Here is a 19,632-nt window from a genome sequence, read left to right as displayed (position 1 = left end):
TTATGAAAATTCTGTAACCGATTCCATTAACTATCTGTAAAAATGGTGATGTCAGAAGTTCGGTGTTCAGGCGAGGAGAAGACGTTGAAGTCCAGGAAAGAGGTTGCCACGGCGACCATGAAAGACGTTGCCGAGAAAGCACAAGTCTCAACGGCAACCGTGTCCCGCGCATTAATGAACCCGGATAAAGTCTCCCAGGCGACCCGCAACCGGGTAGAGCAGGCTGCGCTTGAAGTGGGTTATTTCCCACAGGCGATGGGGCGCAACGTCAAACGCAATGAATCACGCACAATCCTTGTGATTGTGCCGGACATCTGCGATCCCTTCTTCAGTGAGATTATCCGCGGTATCGAAGTGACTGCGGCGGAACAAGGCTACCTCGTTCTGATTGGCGACTGCGCCCATCAGAACCAGCAGGAAAAAACCTTTATCGACCTCATTATTACCAAGCAGATCGACGGCATGCTGCTGCTTGGCTCGCGCCTGCCGTTTGACGCCAGCATCGAAGAACAACGCAATTTACCGCCGATGGTCATGGCCAATGAGTTTGCCCCTGAACTGGAGCTACCGACGGTCCATATCGATAACCTCACCGCCGCATTCAACGCGGTGAACTATCTTCAGGAGCTGGGGCATAAGCGCATTGGCTGTATTGCCGGGCCAGAAGAAATGCCGCTGTGCCACTACCGCCTGCAGGGCTACGTTCAGGCACTGCGCCGTACTGGCGTTACCGTCGATCCGCACTACATTGCCCGCGGTGATTTTACCTTCGCAGCCGGTGGCCAGGCGCTGGAGAAGCTTCTGGACCTGCCTGAACCGCCCACCGCCGTATTTTGTCACAGCGACGTGATGGCGCTGGGCGCGTTATCATACGCCAAACGCCGCGGCCTGCGCATACCGAAAGATTTATCCATCATCGGATTCGATAATATTTCGCTTTCAGAATTTTGCGATCCGCCGCTCTCAACGGTCGCGCAACCGCGCTATCAAATCGGTCGCGAAGCGATGCTGCTTCTGCTGGATCAGCTTCACGGTCAAACAGTTAGCAGCGGCTCGCGGTTGCTGGACTGCGAACTGATAGTCCGGGGCTCTACCCAGGCATTGACTTAACGTAAACGTCTTTAGGACACCCTTATCTGGTCAAAGCCCCGCCGCTTAAGTAACATGGCGGGCTGACGAACGAATAAATACAGCGAAACGATAGTGGCACAACGAGATTATGTACGTCGCGGCCAGCCGGCACCTTCGCGACGCAAAAAGAGTAGCTCAAGGAAAAAGCAACGTAGCCTGCCTGCTGTCTCGCCAGCAATGGTCGCTATTGCTGCGGCTGTTGTCGTCGCCTTTATTGGTGGTCTGTACTTCATCACGCACCATAAAAAGGAAGAGTCCGAGGCGCTTCAGGCCAGTAAAGTGGCCGGTAATGGCCTTCCTCCGAAACCTGAAGAGCGCTGGCGCTATATCAAAGAGCTGGAAAGCCGCCAGCCTGGCGTGCGTGCGCCTACCGAGCCCTCTGCCGGTGGCGAGGTGAAGAATGCCGATCAGCTGACGGACGAGCAGCGCCAGTTGCTGGCACAAATGCAGGCCGATATGCGCCAGCAGCCGACGCAGCTGAACGAAGTGCCATGGAATGAACAAACGCCAGCGCAGCGTCAGCAAACGTTGCAGTTGCAGCGTCAGCGCCAGGCTCAAATTCAGCAGCAGCAACAGCAGCAGTGGACGCAAACTCAGCCGGTACAGCAGCCGAAGGCACAGCCTTACCAGCAACCGCAGCAGCAGACGCGTACGGTACAATCTCAGCCTGTTCAGCAGCAGCCAAAAGCACAGCCGCAAAAACAGGCGGCTCAACCGTATCAGGATCTGCTCCAGACGCCAGCGCATACCACCGCACAGCAGCCTAAAACGCAGCAGGCTGCGCCGGTGACCAAAGAGACCGAAGCGCCGAAGCAGACGGCGGAGAAAAAAGACGAACGTCGCTGGATGGTACAGTGCGGTTCGTTTAAAGGTGCGGAGCAGGCCGAAACCGTGCGTGCTCAGCTGGCATTTGAAGGGTTTGATTCACGCATTACCACCAATAACGGCTGGAACCGCGTGGTGATTGGCCCGGTCAAAGGCAAAGAAAACGCCGATGGCACCCTTTCTCGTTTGAAAGTGGCCGGCCACACAAACTGCATTCGACTCGCCTCCGGGGGTTGAAACCCCCAAAATCTCCCCCATCTATCATTTAATTCAGCCCTGAGCACAGGCTCAGGGCTTCTGTTTCCCGAATTTGTAACCAGGGGGTCTGCTCGTGACAACAATAGTAAGTGTACGCCGTAACGGCCATGTGGTAATCGCCGGTGATGGCCAGGCCACGCTGGGTAATACCGTCATGAAAGGCAACGTGAAGAAAGTCCGTCGTCTCTATAACGACAAAGTGATCGCCGGTTTTGCAGGCGGTACAGCTGATGCCTTCACGCTGTTTGAACTGTTTGAACGCAAGCTTGAAATGCACCAGGGTCATCTGGTGAAAGCGGCCGTTGAGCTGGCAAAAGACTGGCGTACCGACCGTATGCTGCGCAAGCTCGAAGCGCTGCTGGCGGTAGCCGATGAAACCGCTTCGCTGATCATCACCGGTAACGGTGACGTCATTCAGCCGGAGAATGACCTGATTGCCATTGGCTCTGGCGGCCCTTATGCCCAGGCTGCAGCCCGCGCACTGTTGGAAAATACCGACATGAACGCACGTGATATCGCGGTGAAGGCGTTGGATATTGCAGGTGATATCTGCATCTATACCAACCATAACCACACCATCGAAGAATTGACCTCCAAAGCGTAAGGATCTCCCATGTCTGAAATGACCCCACGCGAAATTGTCAGCGAACTGAACAAACACATTATCGGCCAGGATAACGCCAAGCGCTCCGTGGCTATCGCTCTGCGTAACCGCTGGCGTCGTATGCAGCTTGACGAAGAGCTGCGCCATGAAGTGACGCCGAAAAACATTCTGATGATCGGCCCAACCGGTGTCGGTAAAACCGAAATTGCCCGTCGTCTGGCGAAGCTGGCGAACGCGCCTTTTATCAAAGTCGAAGCTACCAAGTTCACCGAAGTGGGCTATGTGGGTAAAGAGGTGGACTCCATCATCCGCGATCTGACCGATTCGGCGATCAAAATGGTGCGCGTCCAGGCGATTGAGAAAAACCGCTATCGCGCGGAAGAGATGGCCGAAGAGCGCATTCTCGACGTGCTGATCCCACCGGCGAAAAACAACTGGGGCCAGGCTGAGCAGCAGGCTGAACCGTCTGCCGCGCGTCAGGCATTCCGCAAAAAACTGCGTGAAGGCCAGCTGGATGATAAAGAGATTGAGATCGATCTTGCTGCCGCGCCAATGGGTGTAGAAATCATGGCACCTCCTGGCATGGAAGAGATGACCAGCCAGCTGCAGTCCATGTTCCAGAACCTGGGCGGCCAGAAGCAGAAAGCACGTAAGCTGAAAATCAAAGACGCGATGAAGCTGCTGATTGAAGAAGAAGCGGCGAAGCTGGTGAACCCGGAAGAGCTGAAGCAGGATGCTATCGACGCGGTTGAGCAGCACGGCATCGTGTTCATCGACGAAATCGACAAGATTTGTAAGCGCGGCGGCAACAGCTCCGGCCCGGACGTGTCCCGTGAAGGCGTTCAGCGCGACCTGCTGCCGCTGGTTGAAGGCTGCACCGTCTCCACCAAGCACGGTATGGTGAAAACGGACCACATCCTGTTTATCGCTTCCGGCGCGTTCCAAGTTGCCAGCCCGTCTGACCTGATCCCGGAACTGCAGGGTCGTCTGCCGATCCGCGTTGAACTGCAGGCGCTGACCACCGAAGATTTCGAACGCATCCTGACCGAGCCAAACGCCTCTGCGACCGTACAGTACAAAGCGCTGATGGCGACCGAAGGCGTGAACCTGGAGTTCACCGAAGACGGTATCAAACGTATCGCCCAGGCCGCGTGGCAGGTTAACGAAACCACCGAAAACATCGGTGCGCGTCGTCTGCACACCGTGCTGGAACGCCTGGTGGAGGATATCTCTTATGATGCGAGCGACCTTAACGGTCAAACCATTACCATTGACGCTGAATATGTGAGCAAACATCTTGATGCGTTAGTGGCAGATGAAGATCTTAGCCGTTTTATCCTATAATCGCGGTTATTGCATTCTCATCACCGTTAATGGGGGCTAATGCCCCCATTTTTATTGGCTAAATACTTATGACTGATATCAGCCGTACTCAGGCGTGGCTCGAAAGTCTACGCCCTAAAACGCTTCCTCTGGCCTTTGCCGCCATTATCGTCGGCACGGCACTTGCCTGGTGGCAAGGTTATTTTGATCCTCTGGTCGCTGCGCTGGCATTGATTACCGCAGGGCTGCTGCAAATTCTCTCCAATCTCGCTAACGACTACGGTGATGCGGTGAAAGGCAGTGACAAACCTGACCGTATCGGACCGCTGCGCGGGATGCAGAAAGGGGTGATTACCCAGGCACAGATGAAGCGCGCGCTGATTATCACCGTGGTACTGATTTGTTTATCGGGTCTGGCACTGGTGACGGTCGCCTCGAAAACCACCAGCGACTTCATCGGCTTCCTGGTGCTGGGCTTGCTCGCAATTATCGCGGCCATTACCTACACCGTCGGTACGCGTCCTTACGGGTATATTGGCCTCGGGGATATCTCCGTGCTGGTGTTCTTCGGCTGGCTGAGCGTGATGGGGAGCTGGTACCTGCAGGTGCATACCGTTATCCCTGCCCTTTTCCTGCCCGCAACCGCCTGCGGTCTGCTGGCGACCGCGGTACTCAACATCAATAACCTGCGCGATATCGACAGCGACCGTGAGAACGGTAAAAACACGCTCGCGGTACGTCTGGGGCCGGTCAATGCGCGCCGCTATCATGCCTGCCTGCTGATTGGTGCCCTGGTTTGTCTGGCACTGTTTAATCTGATCTCGCTGCACAGCGTATGGGGCTGGCTGTTTATACTCGCCGCGCCGCTGCTGATTAAGCAGGCCCGCTTCGTCATGCGTGAACTTAGCCCGGCCGCGATGCCGCCGATGCTGGAACGAACGGTAAAAGGCGCCCTGCTGACTAACCTGTTGTTCGTCATTGGGATTGTCTTAAGCCAGACGCTCAGTTAGCTGACAAATATCAATTAACAATTGATGATTTTGCCAACAACGCATTTAGCACGATATACTGAACACATTCGCAGCAACTGAGCGGTAAACCTATGAAATACGATACCTCCGAGCTTTGTGACATCTACCAGGAAGATGTCAACGTCGTTGAACCGCTGTTCTCCAACTTTGGTGGACGGTCGTCGTTTGGCGGACAAATCGTCACGGTGAAATGTTTCGAGGACAACGGGTTGCTGTACGATCTGCTCGAACAGAACGGTCGTGGCCGCGTTTTGGTCGTCGATGGCGGCGGTTCCGTGCGTCGCGCTCTGATAGATGCAGAGCTGGCCGGCATTGCCGTGCAGAACGAGTGGGAAGGCATTGTGGTGTACGGTTCCGTGCGCCAGGTGGACGATCTCGAAGACCTGGATATCGGGATTCAGGCGATTGCGGCCATTCCGGTAGGCGCAGCGGGTGACGGCATCGGTGAAAGCGACGTCCGCGTCAATTTTGGCGGCGTGACCTTCTTCTCCGGCGACCATCTTTACGCTGATAACACCGGGATTATTCTTTCGGAAGATCCGCTGGATATTGAGTAAACCAGGAAGGCCATTTGATGTTCAGATGGCCTTCTTCATTTTTATTCATCCATATCATAGTGAATAACTCGTATCTCCAAATCCCCGTTTGATTTCTCTACTGAAACACTGATCATTTCGTGGCGTTGCGGATAAGTGTTCGCCCACACCTCAAGCTGCTCAACGAGTGCATCGGCATCGCTTTCTTTTATATTTGTAAAAATTATCTCATTGGTTCTTAAACCACTTCCCTCATCTGTCTGACTCAGGAAATACCATCGGTTCGATACTCTAGGAACCCTTTTAACAAGATCGGGGGTCATTAGATGATAACGGAAAAAATCGTTTTGTGTATAACATTCTGGTACAAAAACTCGTGCAGCCAAAAATATGTACCCTGCCCCTATCACAATTAAAAAAAAACTAATAAGAAACAGCTTCGATATTTTCATAAGGTTAACTCACGAACGTACGCTGGATTAGCCTGAGGTGTGATCGAACTCATAAATGCAGGTAAATTTCCCTGGTAAGGTCTAAGATTATCTTTTTTTTCATAAGGGTCAGGAAACAGAAGAGGAAGCACGCTTTTATTTTTGTATTCACCCACGGGTCCATAATGGTCCCAAATGCGGTACGCTTTCTCTTTCGGACATATATTCAGAAAAGAAGTATAATCCGCATAATTCACCGCCTGGCAAAAACCGAATAAATTTGAAACAAGATCTTCAGCGCTATATCCACTATCGGTTAAAACAATATAAGGCCAGAAGTCCTGAATTGATTCAAACTGATGAGATGTCGCCATAAATATTGATAGTGCCACACCCTGTAAAACACGCTCACTAAGTCCTCGGCGGACTAAAAATCGTCTGTATATACCGGTAGTAATGCTTATTCCAACAAAATGAGTGGACATACTCTGGTGATAATTGACTTCGAACCATGTGTCATCTCCGCCATGCGGGATAACCATTTGCTGCCACAACCTTTCGGCTCCTGCTGGGTTAGCATGGCCAAGATCGATCCATCCTAAATTTTCTGTATAGACGAGACCTTTAGGCGTATCACGGCTTATGTATCGATCTGAATTATCAATAATATCGCTTCGTTTCGTCATCTCGCGTTCCGTGTGAGTTGTCGTATCAAGCGAGTCTATTTCGATGGAATAAAAAAGGCACGCATTTAGCGTGCCTTTTGTACGAATTCGGAATTACACTTCTTCCATACGTCCCAGCAGCGCCTGCAGGCGATCCTGCCAGCCGTTCTGCTGTTCGCGCAGCTGGTTGTTTTCACGCTCCAGTTCTTCGCGGCTGTGCTGCGCGTTCTGCACTTCCTGCGCCAGGCTGTTGTTTTTCTCTTTCAGCTCTTCAATTTCCATTTGCAGCAGCGTGATGGTGTCAATCGCCTGCTGTACTTTCGATTCCAGTTTCTCAAACACTTCTAAAGACATGATGCTACCTCTCCTGAATTGCAAGGCGACGCTTTAACGTAAACGCGCACGACATATTCCATCGATTGTATGGAGCGCGGCGCTCTGTGTCCAGCGACACGCCGCGCAGATCGCGGTTTGCAACACTTTTCGGTCTCGTCCTGGTGCGTTCGCGGCATATACCACTAAGTTGTTAACTCATTCGTTAATGAAATGATTCAGCTCACATTCCATTTCTGATGCAAAAACGCGCTTTATGGCGCGAAAACGCTCATTTTATTGACGCAGACCACACATTTTGATTTCGATATTTCTCGTTTTTGCTCGTTAACGATAAATTAACACTATGTCTACAGGGCATCGTGGCTGTCACGGGCGACCACGCTAACAATAAACATCAATTTCTTCAGGATTCCGATTATGAGTCAGACATCAACCTTAAAAGGCCAGTGCATTGCCGAGTTCCTTGGTACCGGGTTGTTGATATTCTTCGGAGTGGGCTGTGTCGCTGCACTGAAAGTGGCGGGTGCCAGTTTTGGTCAGTGGGAAATCAGTATCATCTGGGGTCTGGGCGTGGCGATGGCCATCTACCTGACTGCAGGGGTTTCTGGTGCACATCTTAACCCGGCGGTGACTATCGCACTGTGGCTGTTCGCGTGCTTCGACGGACGCAAAGTTGTTCCCTTCATTCTTTCTCAGTTTGCCGGCGCGTTTTGTGCAGCGGCGTTAGTTTACGGGCTTTATTACAATCTTTTCATCGACTTCGAACAGACGCATCATATGGTGCGCGGCAGCGTCGAAAGTCTGGATCTGGCAGGCATCTTCTCAACCTATCCAAACCCGCATATCAATTTTGTGCAGGCGTTCGCAGTTGAAATGGTGATTACCGCTATTCTGATGGGCGTTATCCTGGCGCTGACCGACGACGGAAACGGCATTCCGCGTGGCCCGCTGGCACCTTTGCTGATTGGTCTGCTGATTGCGGTGATCGGCGCATCCATGGGCCCGCTGACCGGGTTTGCGATGAACCCGGCGCGTGATATCGGACCGAAAGCCTTCGCGTTTATCGCGGGATGGGGCGACGTGGCCTTTACTGGCGGGAAAGATATCCCTTACTTCCTGGTACCGCTGTTTGCGCCGGTGGTTGGGGCTGCGCTGGGCGCGTTTAGCTACCGCAAATTAATTGGTCGCCACTTACCGTGCGACACCTGTGTGGAAGAGGAGAAGGAAACGACTTCTACCGCACAACAAAAAGCTTCGCTGTAATCTGACTACGGGACACATACCATGACCGAAAAAAAATATATCGTTGCGCTCGACCAGGGCACTACCAGCTCCCGCGCTGTCGTAATGGATCATGACGCGAACATTGTCAGCGTGTCTCAACGTGAATTTGAGCAAATTTACCCTCGTCCAGGCTGGGTAGAACATGACCCAATGGAGATCTGGGCTTCACAAAGCTCAACGCTGGTTGAAGTACTGGCGAAAGCCGATATCAGTTCCGACGAGATTGCCGCTATCGGTATTACCAACCAGCGTGAAACGACGATTGTCTGGGAACGCGAAACCGGTAAGCCTATCTACAACGCTATCGTTTGGCAGTGCCGCCGTACTTCAGAAATCTGTGAACAGCTGAAGCGTGACGGGATGGAAGAGTACGTGCGCAGCGCCACCGGTCTGGTGGTTGACCCGTATTTCTCCGGCACCAAAGTGAAGTGGATCCTCGACCACGTGGAAGGTTCACGCGAGCGTGCAAAACGCGGCGAGCTGCTGTTCGGAACCGTTGATACCTGGCTTATCTGGAAGATGACCCAGGGACGCGTTCACGTCACCGACTACACCAACGCCTCGCGTACCATGCTGTTCAACATCAACACCCTGGAGTGGGATGACAAGATGCTGGACGCGCTGGATATCCCACGCGCGATGCTGCCTGAAGTGCGCAAGTCTTCAGAAGTCTACGGTCAGACCAACATCGGCGGTAAAGGCGGCACCCGTATTCCTATCGCCGGTATCGCCGGTGACCAGCAGGCGGCACTGTTCGGCCAGCTGTGCGTCAAAGAAGGGATGGCGAAGAACACCTACGGCACCGGCTGCTTTATGCTGATGAATACCGGTGAGAAAGCGGTGAAATCAGAAAACGGCCTGCTGACCACCATCGCCTGCGGCCCTCGCGGTGAAGTGAACTACGCCCTGGAAGGTGCGGTGTTTATGGCGGGTGCATCTATTCAGTGGCTGCGTGACGAGATGAAGCTGATTAGCGATGCCTTCGACTCCGAATACTTTGCGACCAAAGTGAAGGACACCAACGGTGTGTACGTGGTGCCAGCGTTCACCGGCCTGGGCGCACCGTACTGGGATCCCTATGCACGCGGTGCGATTTTCGGTCTGACGCGTGGTGTGAACTCGAACCACATTATTCGCGCCACCCTGGAATCCATTGCCTACCAGACGCGCGACGTGCTGGAAGCGATGCAGGCAGACTCCGGCATTCGTCTGCACGCCCTGCGCGTGGACGGCGGTGCGGTAGCGAATAACTTCCTCATGCAGTTCCAGTCCGACATTCTGGGTACCCGCGTTGAGCGCCCTGAAGTGCGTGAAGTCACGGCGCTGGGTGCGGCGTATCTTGCCGGTCTGGCGGTAGGCTTCTGGCAGAACCTGGACGAGCTGCAGGAAAAAGCGGTTATCGAACGCGAGTTCCGCCCGGGCATCGAAACCACCGAGCGTAACTTCCGCTACAGCGGCTGGAAGAAAGCAGTGAAGCGCGCTCTGGCGTGGGAAGAGCACGAAGAGTAATTATCTATTCCCTCTCCCATGGGGAGAGGGAGAGGGAGAGGGAGAGGGGCCCAGACAGCACCGGTCCCCTCTCCCCTCCCCACTCTGTGATAAACTTCGTGCAATTCCTTTTGATTGCACGAGTACCTCATGAAACGTGAACTTGCTATCGAGTTTTCCCGCGTCACCGAAGCAGCCGCCCTCGCAGGCTATAAATGGCTGGGGCGTGGCGACAAAAATACCGCGGACGGTGCTGCTGTCCATGCCATGCGCATTGTACTTAACCAGGTCAACATCGACGGCACTATCGTCATCGGCGAAGGCGAGATCGACGAAGCGCCAATGCTCTATATCGGTGAAAAAGTCGGTACCGGCAAAGGGGATGCGGTGGATATCGCCGTAGACCCGATTGAAGGCACCCGCATGACGGCGATGGGCCAGGCCAACGCGCTTGCGGTTCTGGCCGTGGGCGATAAAGGCTGCTTCCTTAACGCGCCGGATATGTACATGGAAAAGCTGATAGTCGGTCCTGGTGCGAAGGGCGCAATCGACCTCAGCCTGCCGCTGGAAGAGAACCTGCGCAACATCGCCAGAGCTTTGGGCAAACCCCTGAGTGAACTGACCGTGACGATTCTGGCAAAACCGCGCCACGACGCCACCATCGCGCAGATGCAAAAGCTCGGCGTGCGCGTGTTTGCCATTCCGGATGGCGATGTTGCCGCCTCAATTCTGACCTGCATGCCGGACAGCGAAGTAGACGTGCTGTACGGCATCGGCGGTGCGCCGGAAGGCGTGGTCTCGGCGGCGGTGATCCGCGCGCTGGACGGCGATATGCAGGCGCGCCTGCTGCCCCGCCATGAGGTGAAAGGCGACAGCGACGAGAACCGCCGTATCGGTGAAAACGAGCTGGCACGCTGCGAAGCAATGGGTATCGAAGCCAATAAGGTTCTCGCGCTGAATGAAATGGCACGCAGCGACAACGTTGTCTTCTCCGCCACCGGCATCACCAAAGGTGACCTGCTGGACGGCATCACCCGCAAGGGCAATATGGCGACCACCGAAACGCTGCTGATCCGCGGTAAATCGCGCACCATTCGCCGCATTCAGTCCATCCACTATCTCGATCGTAAAGACCCGGACGTACAGACGCACATTCTGTAAAACCGTTTGATCGATAGAGCTTTCCGGCCCGAAGGGGCTGGAAATGTTTCCCACAAGTACGGAAGATAGAACAGAGAAACAGCACAGGAGAAGATCATGGCGGACTGGGTAACAGGTAAAGTCACAAAGATAGAGTTCTGGACCGATGCGCTATTTAGTCTCACCCTGCATGCTCCCGTTCACCCGTTTAAGGCCGGGCAATTTGCGAAGCTGGGGCTGGATGTCGACGGCGAACGCGTGCAGCGCGCCTACTCTTACGTTAACGCGCCGGATAATCCGGATCTTGAGTTCTATCTGGTGACCGTCCCGGACGGTAAGCTCAGCCCGCGCCTTGCCGCCCTTAAGCCCGGTGACGATGTGCAAATTGTGAGTGAAGCAGCAGGTTTCTTTGTACTCGAAGAGATCCCTGATTGTGACACGCTCTGGATGCTGGCAACCGGCACGGCCATTGGCCCCTACCTCTCCATTCTGCAATATGGCAAAGACCTTGAGCGCTTTAAAAACATCGTGCTGGTGCATGCTGCGCGCTACGCCGCAGACCTGAGCTACTTGCCACAGATGCAGGCGCTGGAACAGCGATATGGCGGGAAGCTGAAAATTCAGACCGTCGTCAGCCGCGAAACCGTAGCAGGTACGCTGACCGGTCGCGTGCCGGCGTTAATTGAGAGTGGTGTGCTGGAAAACGCAGTGGGTTTGCCGATGACTGCCGACACCAGCCACGTCATGCTGTGTGGTAACCCGCAGATGGTTCGGGATACGCAACAGCTTCTGAAGGATACCCGGCAGATGACGAAACATCTTCGCCGCCGACCGGGTCATATGACCGCCGAACACTACTGGTGATCAGCGGTACTTCACCTCAAGGGTGTCTTTACCGTATTTATTTTCGCTCTGGGTGCCGATAAACGCGCCCAGATCGACAATCATCATCACGAAGATAACGGACGGCAGCAGTCTGCCCACCACCCAGGGAAGAATGGACGGCAGCATCCCCCAGTTCCCTGCGACCAGCATCCACGCCAGAATAATCAGAAAGGCCCACGCGCCGGAACGGCCACGATCGTGAAGACGTTTCACCACCACGGCCGCCGTTGGCCACAGCAAACAGACCAGCGCAAAAGCCGCCGTTTGCGTGCTCAACCAGGCATTGTACGCAACGAAAAACAGAAGCAGCATGGCGACAACCCACGTCACCATCCAGACCCAGAAATCACGGCGTCCGATACGCCCTTTGAATGAAAACAGCCACTGCTGTATGGTCATGTAAGGTTCCTTATTATCATTTAGTCCGCATTTTACCCTGGAGTTGTGACCTTTTGACAAGCCGGGCAGATATCGTTTTAATCATGAGCACTTACGGCCAGGGGCAATGTTGATGAAAAGTTCGGCACACACTCTCTTCCTGTGTATAGCGATGCTTGGCGCGGGTTTTCCGCTGCACGCCGCCGACACGTCGGCCCCTACCACGGCACCCTATTTGCTGGCAGGCGCGCCGTCGTTCGATCAATCCATCAGTCAGTTTCGTGAAACCTTCAATCAGACCAACCCTACGTTGCCGCTGGATGAGTTTCGCGCGATTGATAGCTCTCGTGATACCCCAACCCTGACCCGCGCGGCGAGCAAGATAAACGAAAACTTGTATGCCTCCACGGCGCTGGAGCGTGGAACGTTAAAAATCAAAAGCATGCAAATCACCTGGCTACCGATCCAGGGACCAGAGCAGAAAGCGGCAAAAACGAAGGCGCAGGAGTACATGAGCGCGGTATTACAGGCGTTTACGCCCGCGCTGACGAAAAAGCAAAGCCAGCAAAAGCTACAAAAGCTGCTGGCCGCGGGTAAAAACAAGCGGTACTACGCCACAACTGAAGGGGCAATTCGCTATGTGGTGGCGGATAACGGCGAAAAAGGACTGACCTTCGCAGTTGAACCGATTAAGCTGGCGCTATCTGACACCCTCGGCGGGGCGAATTAATGACAAAAAGCAAAGCCTTTCGAGGGAAAATCTCTATACTGATTCACAGACCATGCTGCCCGACAGGGCGGCCATATTCCTTAATTCGCTTATTTAGCGTGGAGAATTGAAATGCGACATCCTTTAGTGATGGGTAACTGGAAACTGAACGGCAGCCGCCACATGGTAAACGAACTGGTTGCGAACCTGCGTAAAGAGCTGGCTGGCGTAACGGGCTGCGCGGTTGCTATCGCTCCGCCGGATATGTACCTGGACCTGGCTAAACGCGCCGCTGACGGCAGCCACATCATTCTGGGTGCACAGAACGTTGACGTTAACCTGTCTGGCGCGTTCACCGGTGAAACTTCCGCTGAAATGCTGAAAGATATCGGCGCAAAATACATCATCATCGGCCACTCAGAGCGTCGCACCTACCACAAAGAATCCGACGAGTTCATCGCGAAGAAATTCGCTGTGCTGAAAGAGCAGGGTCTGATCCCGGTTCTGTGCATCGGTGAAACCGAAGCGGAAAACGAAGCGGGCAAAACCGAAGAAGTGTGCGCACGTCAGATCGACGCGGTTCTGAAAACGCAGGGCGCAGCAGCGTTCGAAGGTGCAGTCATTGCTTACGAGCCAGTCTGGGCGATCGGTACCGGCAAATCTGCAACGCCAGCGCAGGCTCAGGCCGTGCACAAATTCATCCGTGACCATATTGCTAAAGCTGATGCGAAAGTGGCTGAGCAAGTGATTATCCAGTACGGCGGTTCCGTAAACGCATCCAACGCTGCTGAGTTGTTCACCCAGCCAGACATCGATGGCGCGCTGGTTGGCGGTGCATCCCTGAAAGCTGACGCTTTCGCGGTGATCGTTAAAGCGGCAGAAGCGGCTAAACAGGCGTAATTGCCTTTGCGGCGGGTGGCGCTTCGCTAACCCGCCCTACGCTCTTCTCCTCCCTCTCCCTTCGGGAGAGGGTTGGGCGGACTACACTTTCCCCAGCAAGCTAAACCACAGATAATCCAGCGGCAGCAGCACCAGATACGTCGCAACGGCCAGCGCCAGACAGAGCATCATCCCCGCCTTTGCAGGCACCTTCCCTAGCCCCATCGCCACAACAATCGGCGACGCCTGATACGGCAGCAGCGGCGTGGAATAACCCAGTACCTGAATCATAATCACCGACAGCAGCGGGAAGCCGGTGGCATCTGAGAAGCTCTGTGCCAGGGTGGTATACAGCGCCGGAACGCCGTTAGCAGTCATAATGAAGTTGAGCGCGGTGGTGATACCGGTCAGCGCCAGGAAACTGGTGAACGGTTTGTCTGCGTCCAGCGGCATAATGCGGAGCAACGCTTCGCCCACTGCCGTGCCGATACCGGTTTGCGTAACAGTAATCGCCAGCCCAAGAATGCCCGCGACGTAAATGCAGGTACGCATATTCACCCCCGCAGAAAACTCTTCCCCGGTGATAAAACCAACGCGCGGCAGCATAACGATGACGGACGCCGCCAGCCCAGTCCATGCCGGCCCAATACCATGCCAGCTCTCCGTGACCCACATCACCAGCACCACCGCCAGCAGCCAGGCGAGGCGCTTTTCATCCTGCCCCATGGGTTCAGCTGGCGCCAGATCCTTCGGCGGTTTTGGGCTGCCGGGGAATAACCAGCAGATGAGGCCAATCAGGATCAGTCCTTTGAGAATGCCCAGCACTGGGGTGTGCAGCAGCAGATACGGAACATAGTTCAGGTGGATGCCGTACGAGCCTTCCGCCGCACCGCTCATCACCAGGTTAGGGACGTTAGCAGGCAGGATAGTTGCTGAGAGCTGGAAAGTGCCGAACCCCACAGCCAGCGCCAGACCAAACCAGGCGCGGGAACCGTCAGGGATACCGGCACGTTTCGCCATCGCCGCAACAATCGGCATCAGCAGCGCAATACGCCCCATATTCGACGGCATCACAAACGCCAACGCATAGCTCAGCAGCACCACACTCGCCACCATCAATATCCAGGAATCGGTAAGCTTTGCTGACAGCGCCCGGGCGGCCCTGTCAGCCAGACCGGTTTTACGGATCGCCACCCCCAGTACAAAACCGCTGAATACCAGCCAGAAAGCCGACGAGGCAAAGCCGCCGAAAATGACTTCCGGCGGGGCGATTCTGGCGGCCATCGCTGCCGTGAAAAACAGCAGCGCGGTGATAAATTCTGGCAATAGCGACGTCGCCCATAGCACGATGGTGACGCCAACAATCAACGAAGGCAGCAGCAGAGGATGAGATAACCAGAGCGACATACCTGTCTCCTGTAGATTTTTTCAGCAAGTCTACGGCGACAGGCAGGACGAGTAAACGCTATTTATGGTGGGGTCACTTCAGGATAGTGCATTGATGATCCTGCAATTCCTCAGCCGAGGCGCGGTTAAGCATGAGCAGGTTTCGCTCGGTCGCCAGCAAAACAAACGAACCATCCGACTGCTGCGCCATAGCCAGCGCAAAGCGCCCCATGTGGTCGCGCGCTTCGGGTAGCTCTTCCGCCAGCATCATAAACGGGCTGCGCTGGACCAGTTCATTCTCCGTTACCCGTCGGGCAAGATACTCGTGCCCCTCCAGCCCACCGGGCAGAGGTAGCCACTGGGTGCTAATGTCGCCCTGTGCCGCATTGAGTTTCTCACGTACGTCCGGGCGCAGACAGGAGATATGAATATGGAAATGGTTCTGCGTACGGCCAGTCGGCGAGTTAATCGTCAGTGAAATGGCGCTGTCAGGCACCTCAGATCCCCGCTTCAGGGTCATAAAGCTGCGCGACTGCCACGCCAGCCAGAAGAAATTTGGCGTGTTAGGCTCGGTCAGGAGCGGGCTTTCGGTTCCATTAATGCGGTATGTCGGCATCAGCAGATACTGCAACGGCCCGTTGCGGTCTTTAAATACGACATAGCCCGCATCAGGCTTCACCTGTGCGCAGGGTGCCGGGTTACGGTGTTGCAGTTGATTAGGCAGGCACTGGTCGAGAACGATATGACGCAACGCATTCGGATTACCCGCTTTTATCCAGTACACGCCGCCAGCGGCAAGGGCGATGATAATAAGGATCAATAAGATAATTTTTTTCACAACGCGTTCCCTGTTTTCGATAGAGGCGAAAGAGTAACGCAAAATGATGACCAAATAAAAAACCCGGTGGATTTCTCACACCGGGTCACCGTGCCGTTTGATAACGCTTAGCGCTGGCTAATCTGGTCGAAGGTGCCGCCATTAGAGAAGTGCTCTTTCTGCGCTTTCGTCCAGCCGCCGAACACATCATCAATGGTGAAGAGTTTCAGTTTCGGGAATTCCCCTTCATATTTCTTCGCAACAGCCGCATCGCGTGGACGATAGTAGTTTTTCGCCGCAATTTCCTGGCCTTCAGGCGAGTAGAGATATTTCAGGTAGGCTTCCGCCACCGCTTTTGTCCCTTTCTTATCAACCACTTTGTCGACGACAGAAACGGTCGGCTCTGCGAGGATGGATTCGCTGGGGGTGACGATCTCGAACTTGTCTTTACCCAGCTCGTGGGTCGCCAGCAGGGCTTCGTTTTCCCAGGCGATCAGCACGTCGCCGATACCACGCTCAACGAAGGTATTGGTGGCGCCACGCGCGCCGGAGTCCAGCACTTCGACGTTTTTGTACAGCGCTTTCACGAACTCCTGCGCTTTGGCCTGGTCACCGTTGTTGTGATGCAGCGCGTAACCCCAGGCCGCCAGGTAGTTCCAGCGAGCGCCGCCGGAGCTTTTCGGGTTTGGTGTAATCACTGACACGCCCGGTTTTACCAGGTCGTTCCAGTCTTTAATCTGTTTCGGGTTGCCTTTACGTACCAGGAAGACGATGGTCGAGGTGTATGGCGCAGAGTTATCCGGCAGGCGTTTGATCCAGTTTTTGTCGATACGACCGCGCTCGGCAATGGCGTCGACATCGTAGGCCAGCGCCAGGGTCACCACGTCGGCTTCGATACCGTTGATGACGGAGGTCGCCTGTTTACCGGAGCCGCCGTGAGACTGGCGAACCACGACATTGTCGCCAGTTTCCTGTTTCCAGTGCGCCGCAAATGCTTTGTTGTACTGCTCGTACAGCTCACGCGTCGGGTCGTAAGACACGTTCAGTAACTGGATGTCCTTCGCCAGAACGCTGGTCGATGCCAGCAATAATGTTAAACCCACGCCCCATTTATTCATCGCCCGGCTCTCTTGTGTAGTGTTTTGATGAATGCAGCGTGCCAGAAAGCGATTCGATGATTAAAGAATAAAAAAAGATTGGCTATAACGTAGAGGAATAAAAAGAAGAATGTGAGCAGCCAGATGCCCTCACCCCAACCCTCTCCCACGGGAGAGGGAGCAAACATAAAAAACGGTAACCCAAGGGTTACCGTTTTGCATTTACCTTGCCACCGGGCAACAGAGCCGATCAGTACAGTTTTTTCGCGCAGTCCAGCCAGTCACCTTTGAACGGACGCTTCATGTTTTCAATCGCGTCGATGATGTCATGGTGAACCAGTTTTTCGTTCTGAATACCGACGCAACGGCCGCCGTGACCCTGCAGCAGCAGATCGATAGCGTACGCGCCCATACGGGACGCCAGAATACGGTCGTAAGGGCCAGGGGAACCGCCACGCTGAATGTGACCCAGTACGGTCGCGCGGGTTTCGCGTTTGGTTTCGGCTTCGATGTACTTCGCCAGCTCGTCAACGTCACAGATGTGCTCGGTGATAGCCACGATCGCGTGTTTTTTACCTTTCGCGATGCCCGCTTTGATTTCAGCCACGAGATCTTCACGGCTAAATTCGACTTCTGGCACAACGATAAATTCGCAACCACCCGCAATGGCTGCCGCCAGCGTCAGGTCACCGCAGTAACGGCCCATCACTTCAACGATAGAGATACGCTGGTGAGAAGACGAGGTATCACGCAGACGGTCAATCGCTTCAACAACGGTACCCAGTGCAGTAAAGAAGCCGATAGTGTAGTCAGTGCCTTTGATGTCGTTGTCGATGGTGCCCGGCAGACCGATGCACGGGAAACCCATTTCGGTCAGACGTTTTGCACCCATGTAAGAGCCGTCACCGCCGATAACCACCAGCGCGTCCAGACCGCGTTTTTTCATGTTCTCGATAGCCACTTCACGGATGTGTTCGTCACGGAATTCCGGGAAGCGCGCAGACCCAAGGAAGGTACCGCCACGGTTAATCATGTCGGACACGCTGTAACGGTCGAGCTGAACCATACGATCTTCATACAGACCCAGGTAACCATCATAGATACCAAAAACTTCCAGACCTTCCGTCAGCGCTGCACGGACAACACCACGAATTGCCGCGTTCATGCCCGGCGCATCACCGCCGCTTGTCAACACACCGATTTTCTTAATCATGACTACCTCTGAACTTAGGAATGCAAAATTGAAATCTGTTGCCGGAAGAAACTTATCGACCAACGAATACTGCAAATAGTATATCAATCCCTTCCAGCTGAATTGATTCAGGTCAGACCAAATGGCGGTAATTTATACACAAAATGCTGGCCTGGCTCACTTTTTTACAACCAATTACGAAAGCCCCACGTGTCCGGGTACAACCGAGCAGGGATCCTGGTGAATAATGACGTCTGAACCAGGAAAACGCTGCAAAATTGCCTGCTCGACCTGCTCAGCAATCACGTGAGCCTGTACCAGTGGCAGGTTGTCTTCCATTTCAATATGAATCTGAATAAAGCGGGTCGGCCCTGACTGCCGCGTTCGAAGATCGTGTGCACCGCTGACGCCAGGCCAGGAGGTCACAAGAGAAAAAATTTCATTGCGCTCTGCGTCCGGAAGGGCCCGGTCAAGCAACGATTGCACCGCGTCATACCCCATCCGTAAGGCGCTATACAAAATATAGATGCCGATACCTAACGCAAATAGCGCATCGGCCCGGTGCCAGCCATACCAGGCCAGGCCCAGCGCAATAAGAATTGCCCCATTCATCATAACATCAGATTGATAATGAAGCATATCCGCCCGTACAGCCTGGCTTTGCGTTTTGCGAACCACCCAGCGCTGGAACGTTACCAGAACAAGTGTGCTTATAAGTGCAACGACCGTCACCACTACGCCCACGCCGGGATCGTTCATCGGTGTCGGCGAGACGAGATGCTGAATGCCGGTCAAAAACAGGAACAGTGCAGAACCGGAAATAAACATGCTTTGCGCCAGCGCGGCCAGCGACTCCGCTTTACCGTGCCCAAACGTGTGCTCTTCATCCGCGGGCTGCAGTGAATAGCGCACCACCAGCAGGTTGGTTAGCGAGGCGGCAATATCCATTAGCGAATCCACCAGCGCCGCCAGAATACTGACCGAACCGGTATACCACCAGGCAAAGATTTTAATCAGTAACAGGCCAGACGCCACAACGGTTGCCGCAATAGCGGCCCGGCTTACCAGCCTTCCATAGGATTGATTCATAAACGCTCCTGTCATGTCTTGCCGCTAGTATAACGGAAGCATAGGGGGACGGAGGATGAATAAACGGTTAACAAATCAGAAGGCGGGGCAAAAAAAACCCCCACATCATGTGGGGGAAGACAGGGATGGTGTCTATGGCAAGGAAAAC

Annotated in this window: 21 protein-coding genes; 12 read left to right on the top strand and 9 right to left on the bottom strand. The window is 54.4% G+C overall.

Annotated elements, in window-relative coordinates; genetic code table 11:
- The first annotated feature begins 84 nt into the window (after nucleotides 1-84).
- The 6 genes from cytR (at nucleotide 85) to rraA (ending at nucleotide 5,729) form a co-directional block, all read left to right on the top strand.
- Nucleotides 85-1,110 carry a DNA-binding transcriptional regulator CytR gene (gene cytR, locus L977_RS08690; RefSeq protein WP_014885699.1) on the top strand — a complete coding sequence of 342 codons (1,026 nt, stop codon included), beginning with the start codon at nucleotides 85-87 and terminating at the stop codon, nucleotides 1,108-1,110.
- A gap of 93 nt (nucleotides 1,111-1,203) precedes the next feature.
- Nucleotides 1,204-2,193, top strand: coding sequence for a cell division protein FtsN (ftsN, locus tag L977_RS08685; RefSeq protein WP_014885700.1), 990 nt, complete (start codon nucleotides 1,204-1,206; stop codon nucleotides 2,191-2,193).
- Between the two features lie 94 nt (nucleotides 2,194-2,287).
- A complete protein-coding gene (gene hslV, locus L977_RS08680) occupies nucleotides 2,288-2,818 on the top strand; it encodes an ATP-dependent protease subunit HslV (RefSeq protein ID WP_008501802.1) in 531 nt (176 codons plus the stop codon).
- Between the two features lie 9 nt (nucleotides 2,819-2,827).
- Entirely contained in the window at nucleotides 2,828-4,162 is a 1,335-nt protein-coding gene (gene hslU, locus L977_RS08675) for an HslU--HslV peptidase ATPase subunit (protein ID WP_010436948.1), read from the top strand.
- Nucleotides 4,163-4,230: 68 nt separating this feature from the next.
- A complete protein-coding gene (menA, locus tag L977_RS08670) occupies nucleotides 4,231-5,151 on the top strand; it encodes a 1,4-dihydroxy-2-naphthoate polyprenyltransferase (protein ID WP_014885701.1) in 921 nt (306 codons plus the stop codon).
- 92 nt (nucleotides 5,152-5,243) lie between these two features.
- Nucleotides 5,244-5,729: a ribonuclease E activity regulator RraA gene (rraA, locus tag L977_RS08665; RefSeq protein WP_014885702.1), complete on the top strand. Its 486-nt coding sequence runs from the start codon at nucleotides 5,244-5,246 to the stop codon at nucleotides 5,727-5,729.
- 41 nt (nucleotides 5,730-5,770) lie between these two features.
- Here the strand turns inward: rraA and L977_RS08660 are convergent, their stop codons facing one another.
- The 3 genes from L977_RS08660 to zapB form a co-directional block, all read right to left on the bottom strand.
- Nucleotides 5,771-6,160: a hypothetical protein gene (locus tag L977_RS08660; RefSeq protein WP_047625599.1), complete on the bottom strand. Its 390-nt coding sequence runs from the start codon at nucleotides 6,158-6,160 to the stop codon at nucleotides 5,771-5,773.
- Complete coding sequence (locus L977_RS08655) at nucleotides 6,157-6,825, bottom strand: hypothetical protein (protein WP_047625598.1); 669 nt, start codon at nucleotides 6,823-6,825, stop codon at nucleotides 6,157-6,159. Before L977_RS08655 ends, L977_RS08660 begins: the two co-directional genes overlap by 4 nt.
- A 93-nt stretch (nucleotides 6,826-6,918) precedes the next feature.
- Nucleotides 6,919-7,158, bottom strand: coding sequence for a septal ring assembly protein ZapB (zapB, locus tag L977_RS08650; RefSeq protein WP_008501806.1), 240 nt, complete (start codon nucleotides 7,156-7,158; stop codon nucleotides 6,919-6,921).
- Between the two features lie 399 nt (nucleotides 7,159-7,557).
- Here zapB and L977_RS08645 point away from each other — a divergent pair, with 399 nt between their 5' ends.
- From L977_RS08645 to fpr, 4 genes are all read left to right on the top strand, one after another.
- A complete protein-coding gene (locus L977_RS08645; RefSeq protein ID WP_014885705.1) occupies nucleotides 7,558-8,403 on the top strand; it encodes an MIP/aquaporin family protein in 846 nt (281 codons plus the stop codon).
- Nucleotides 8,404-8,424: 21 nt separating this feature from the next.
- Nucleotides 8,425-9,933 (top strand): glycerol kinase GlpK, encoded by a 1,509-nt coding sequence (gene glpK / locus L977_RS08640; RefSeq protein WP_023309688.1) that lies wholly within the window; start codon nucleotides 8,425-8,427, stop codon nucleotides 9,931-9,933.
- 129 nt (nucleotides 9,934-10,062) lie between these two features.
- Nucleotides 10,063-11,073 carry a class II fructose-bisphosphatase gene (glpX, locus tag L977_RS08635; protein ID WP_023331601.1) on the top strand — a complete coding sequence of 337 codons (1,011 nt, stop codon included), beginning with the start codon at nucleotides 10,063-10,065 and terminating at the stop codon, nucleotides 11,071-11,073.
- A 96-nt stretch (nucleotides 11,074-11,169) separates the two neighbouring features.
- A complete protein-coding gene (gene fpr, locus L977_RS08630; protein ID WP_014885708.1) occupies nucleotides 11,170-11,916 on the top strand; it encodes a ferredoxin--NADP(+) reductase in 747 nt (248 codons plus the stop codon).
- Here the strand turns inward: fpr and L977_RS08625 are convergent, their stop codons facing one another.
- On the bottom strand, nucleotides 11,917-12,336 hold the full coding sequence (locus L977_RS08625) for a DUF805 domain-containing protein (RefSeq protein ID WP_023331602.1): 420 nt from the start codon (nucleotides 12,334-12,336) through the stop codon (nucleotides 11,917-11,919). It lies immediately after the preceding gene.
- Between the two features lie 112 nt (nucleotides 12,337-12,448).
- Between L977_RS08625 and L977_RS08620 the strand changes: the two genes are divergently transcribed.
- Entirely contained in the window at nucleotides 12,449-13,045 is a 597-nt protein-coding gene (locus L977_RS08620) for a DUF1454 family protein (RefSeq protein ID WP_014885710.1), read from the top strand.
- A gap of 111 nt (nucleotides 13,046-13,156) precedes the next feature.
- A complete protein-coding gene (tpiA, locus tag L977_RS08615) occupies nucleotides 13,157-13,924 on the top strand; it encodes a triose-phosphate isomerase (protein ID WP_003862019.1) in 768 nt (255 codons plus the stop codon).
- A gap of 81 nt (nucleotides 13,925-14,005) precedes the next feature.
- Here the strand turns inward: tpiA and L977_RS08610 are convergent, their stop codons facing one another.
- The 5 genes from L977_RS08610 to fieF all read right to left on the bottom strand — a co-directional run bounded on the left by L977_RS08610 (nucleotide 14,006) and on the right by fieF (nucleotide 19,484).
- Nucleotides 14,006-15,310: an SLC13 family permease gene (locus L977_RS08610; RefSeq protein WP_047625597.1), complete on the bottom strand. Its 1,305-nt coding sequence runs from the start codon at nucleotides 15,308-15,310 to the stop codon at nucleotides 14,006-14,008.
- 73 nt (nucleotides 15,311-15,383) lie between these two features.
- On the bottom strand, nucleotides 15,384-16,127 hold the full coding sequence (locus L977_RS08605; RefSeq protein ID WP_047625596.1) for a CDP-diacylglycerol diphosphatase: 744 nt from the start codon (nucleotides 16,125-16,127) through the stop codon (nucleotides 15,384-15,386).
- A gap of 107 nt (nucleotides 16,128-16,234) precedes the next feature.
- The gene (locus tag L977_RS08600; RefSeq protein ID WP_047625595.1) at nucleotides 16,235-17,224 is read right to left on the bottom strand and encodes a sulfate ABC transporter substrate-binding protein; all 990 of its coding nucleotides are present in this window, start codon (nucleotides 17,222-17,224) and stop codon (nucleotides 16,235-16,237) included.
- Between the two features lie 229 nt (nucleotides 17,225-17,453).
- The gene (gene pfkA, locus L977_RS08595; protein ID WP_047625594.1) at nucleotides 17,454-18,416 is read right to left on the bottom strand and encodes a 6-phosphofructokinase; all 963 of its coding nucleotides are present in this window, start codon (nucleotides 18,414-18,416) and stop codon (nucleotides 17,454-17,456) included.
- A gap of 174 nt (nucleotides 18,417-18,590) precedes the next feature.
- A complete protein-coding gene (gene fieF, locus L977_RS08590) occupies nucleotides 18,591-19,484 on the bottom strand; it encodes a CDF family cation-efflux transporter FieF (protein WP_014885715.1) in 894 nt (297 codons plus the stop codon).
- Between the last annotated feature and the right edge of the window lie 148 nt (nucleotides 19,485-19,632).

It is taken from the genome of Enterobacter sp. ZOR0014 (assembly GCF_000798855.1).
Lineage (GTDB): Bacteria > Pseudomonadota > Gammaproteobacteria > Enterobacterales > Enterobacteriaceae > Enterobacter > Enterobacter kobei.
Note: the sequence above shows the minus strand (reverse complement) of the source record. Positions and strands in the feature narration are given on the sequence as shown.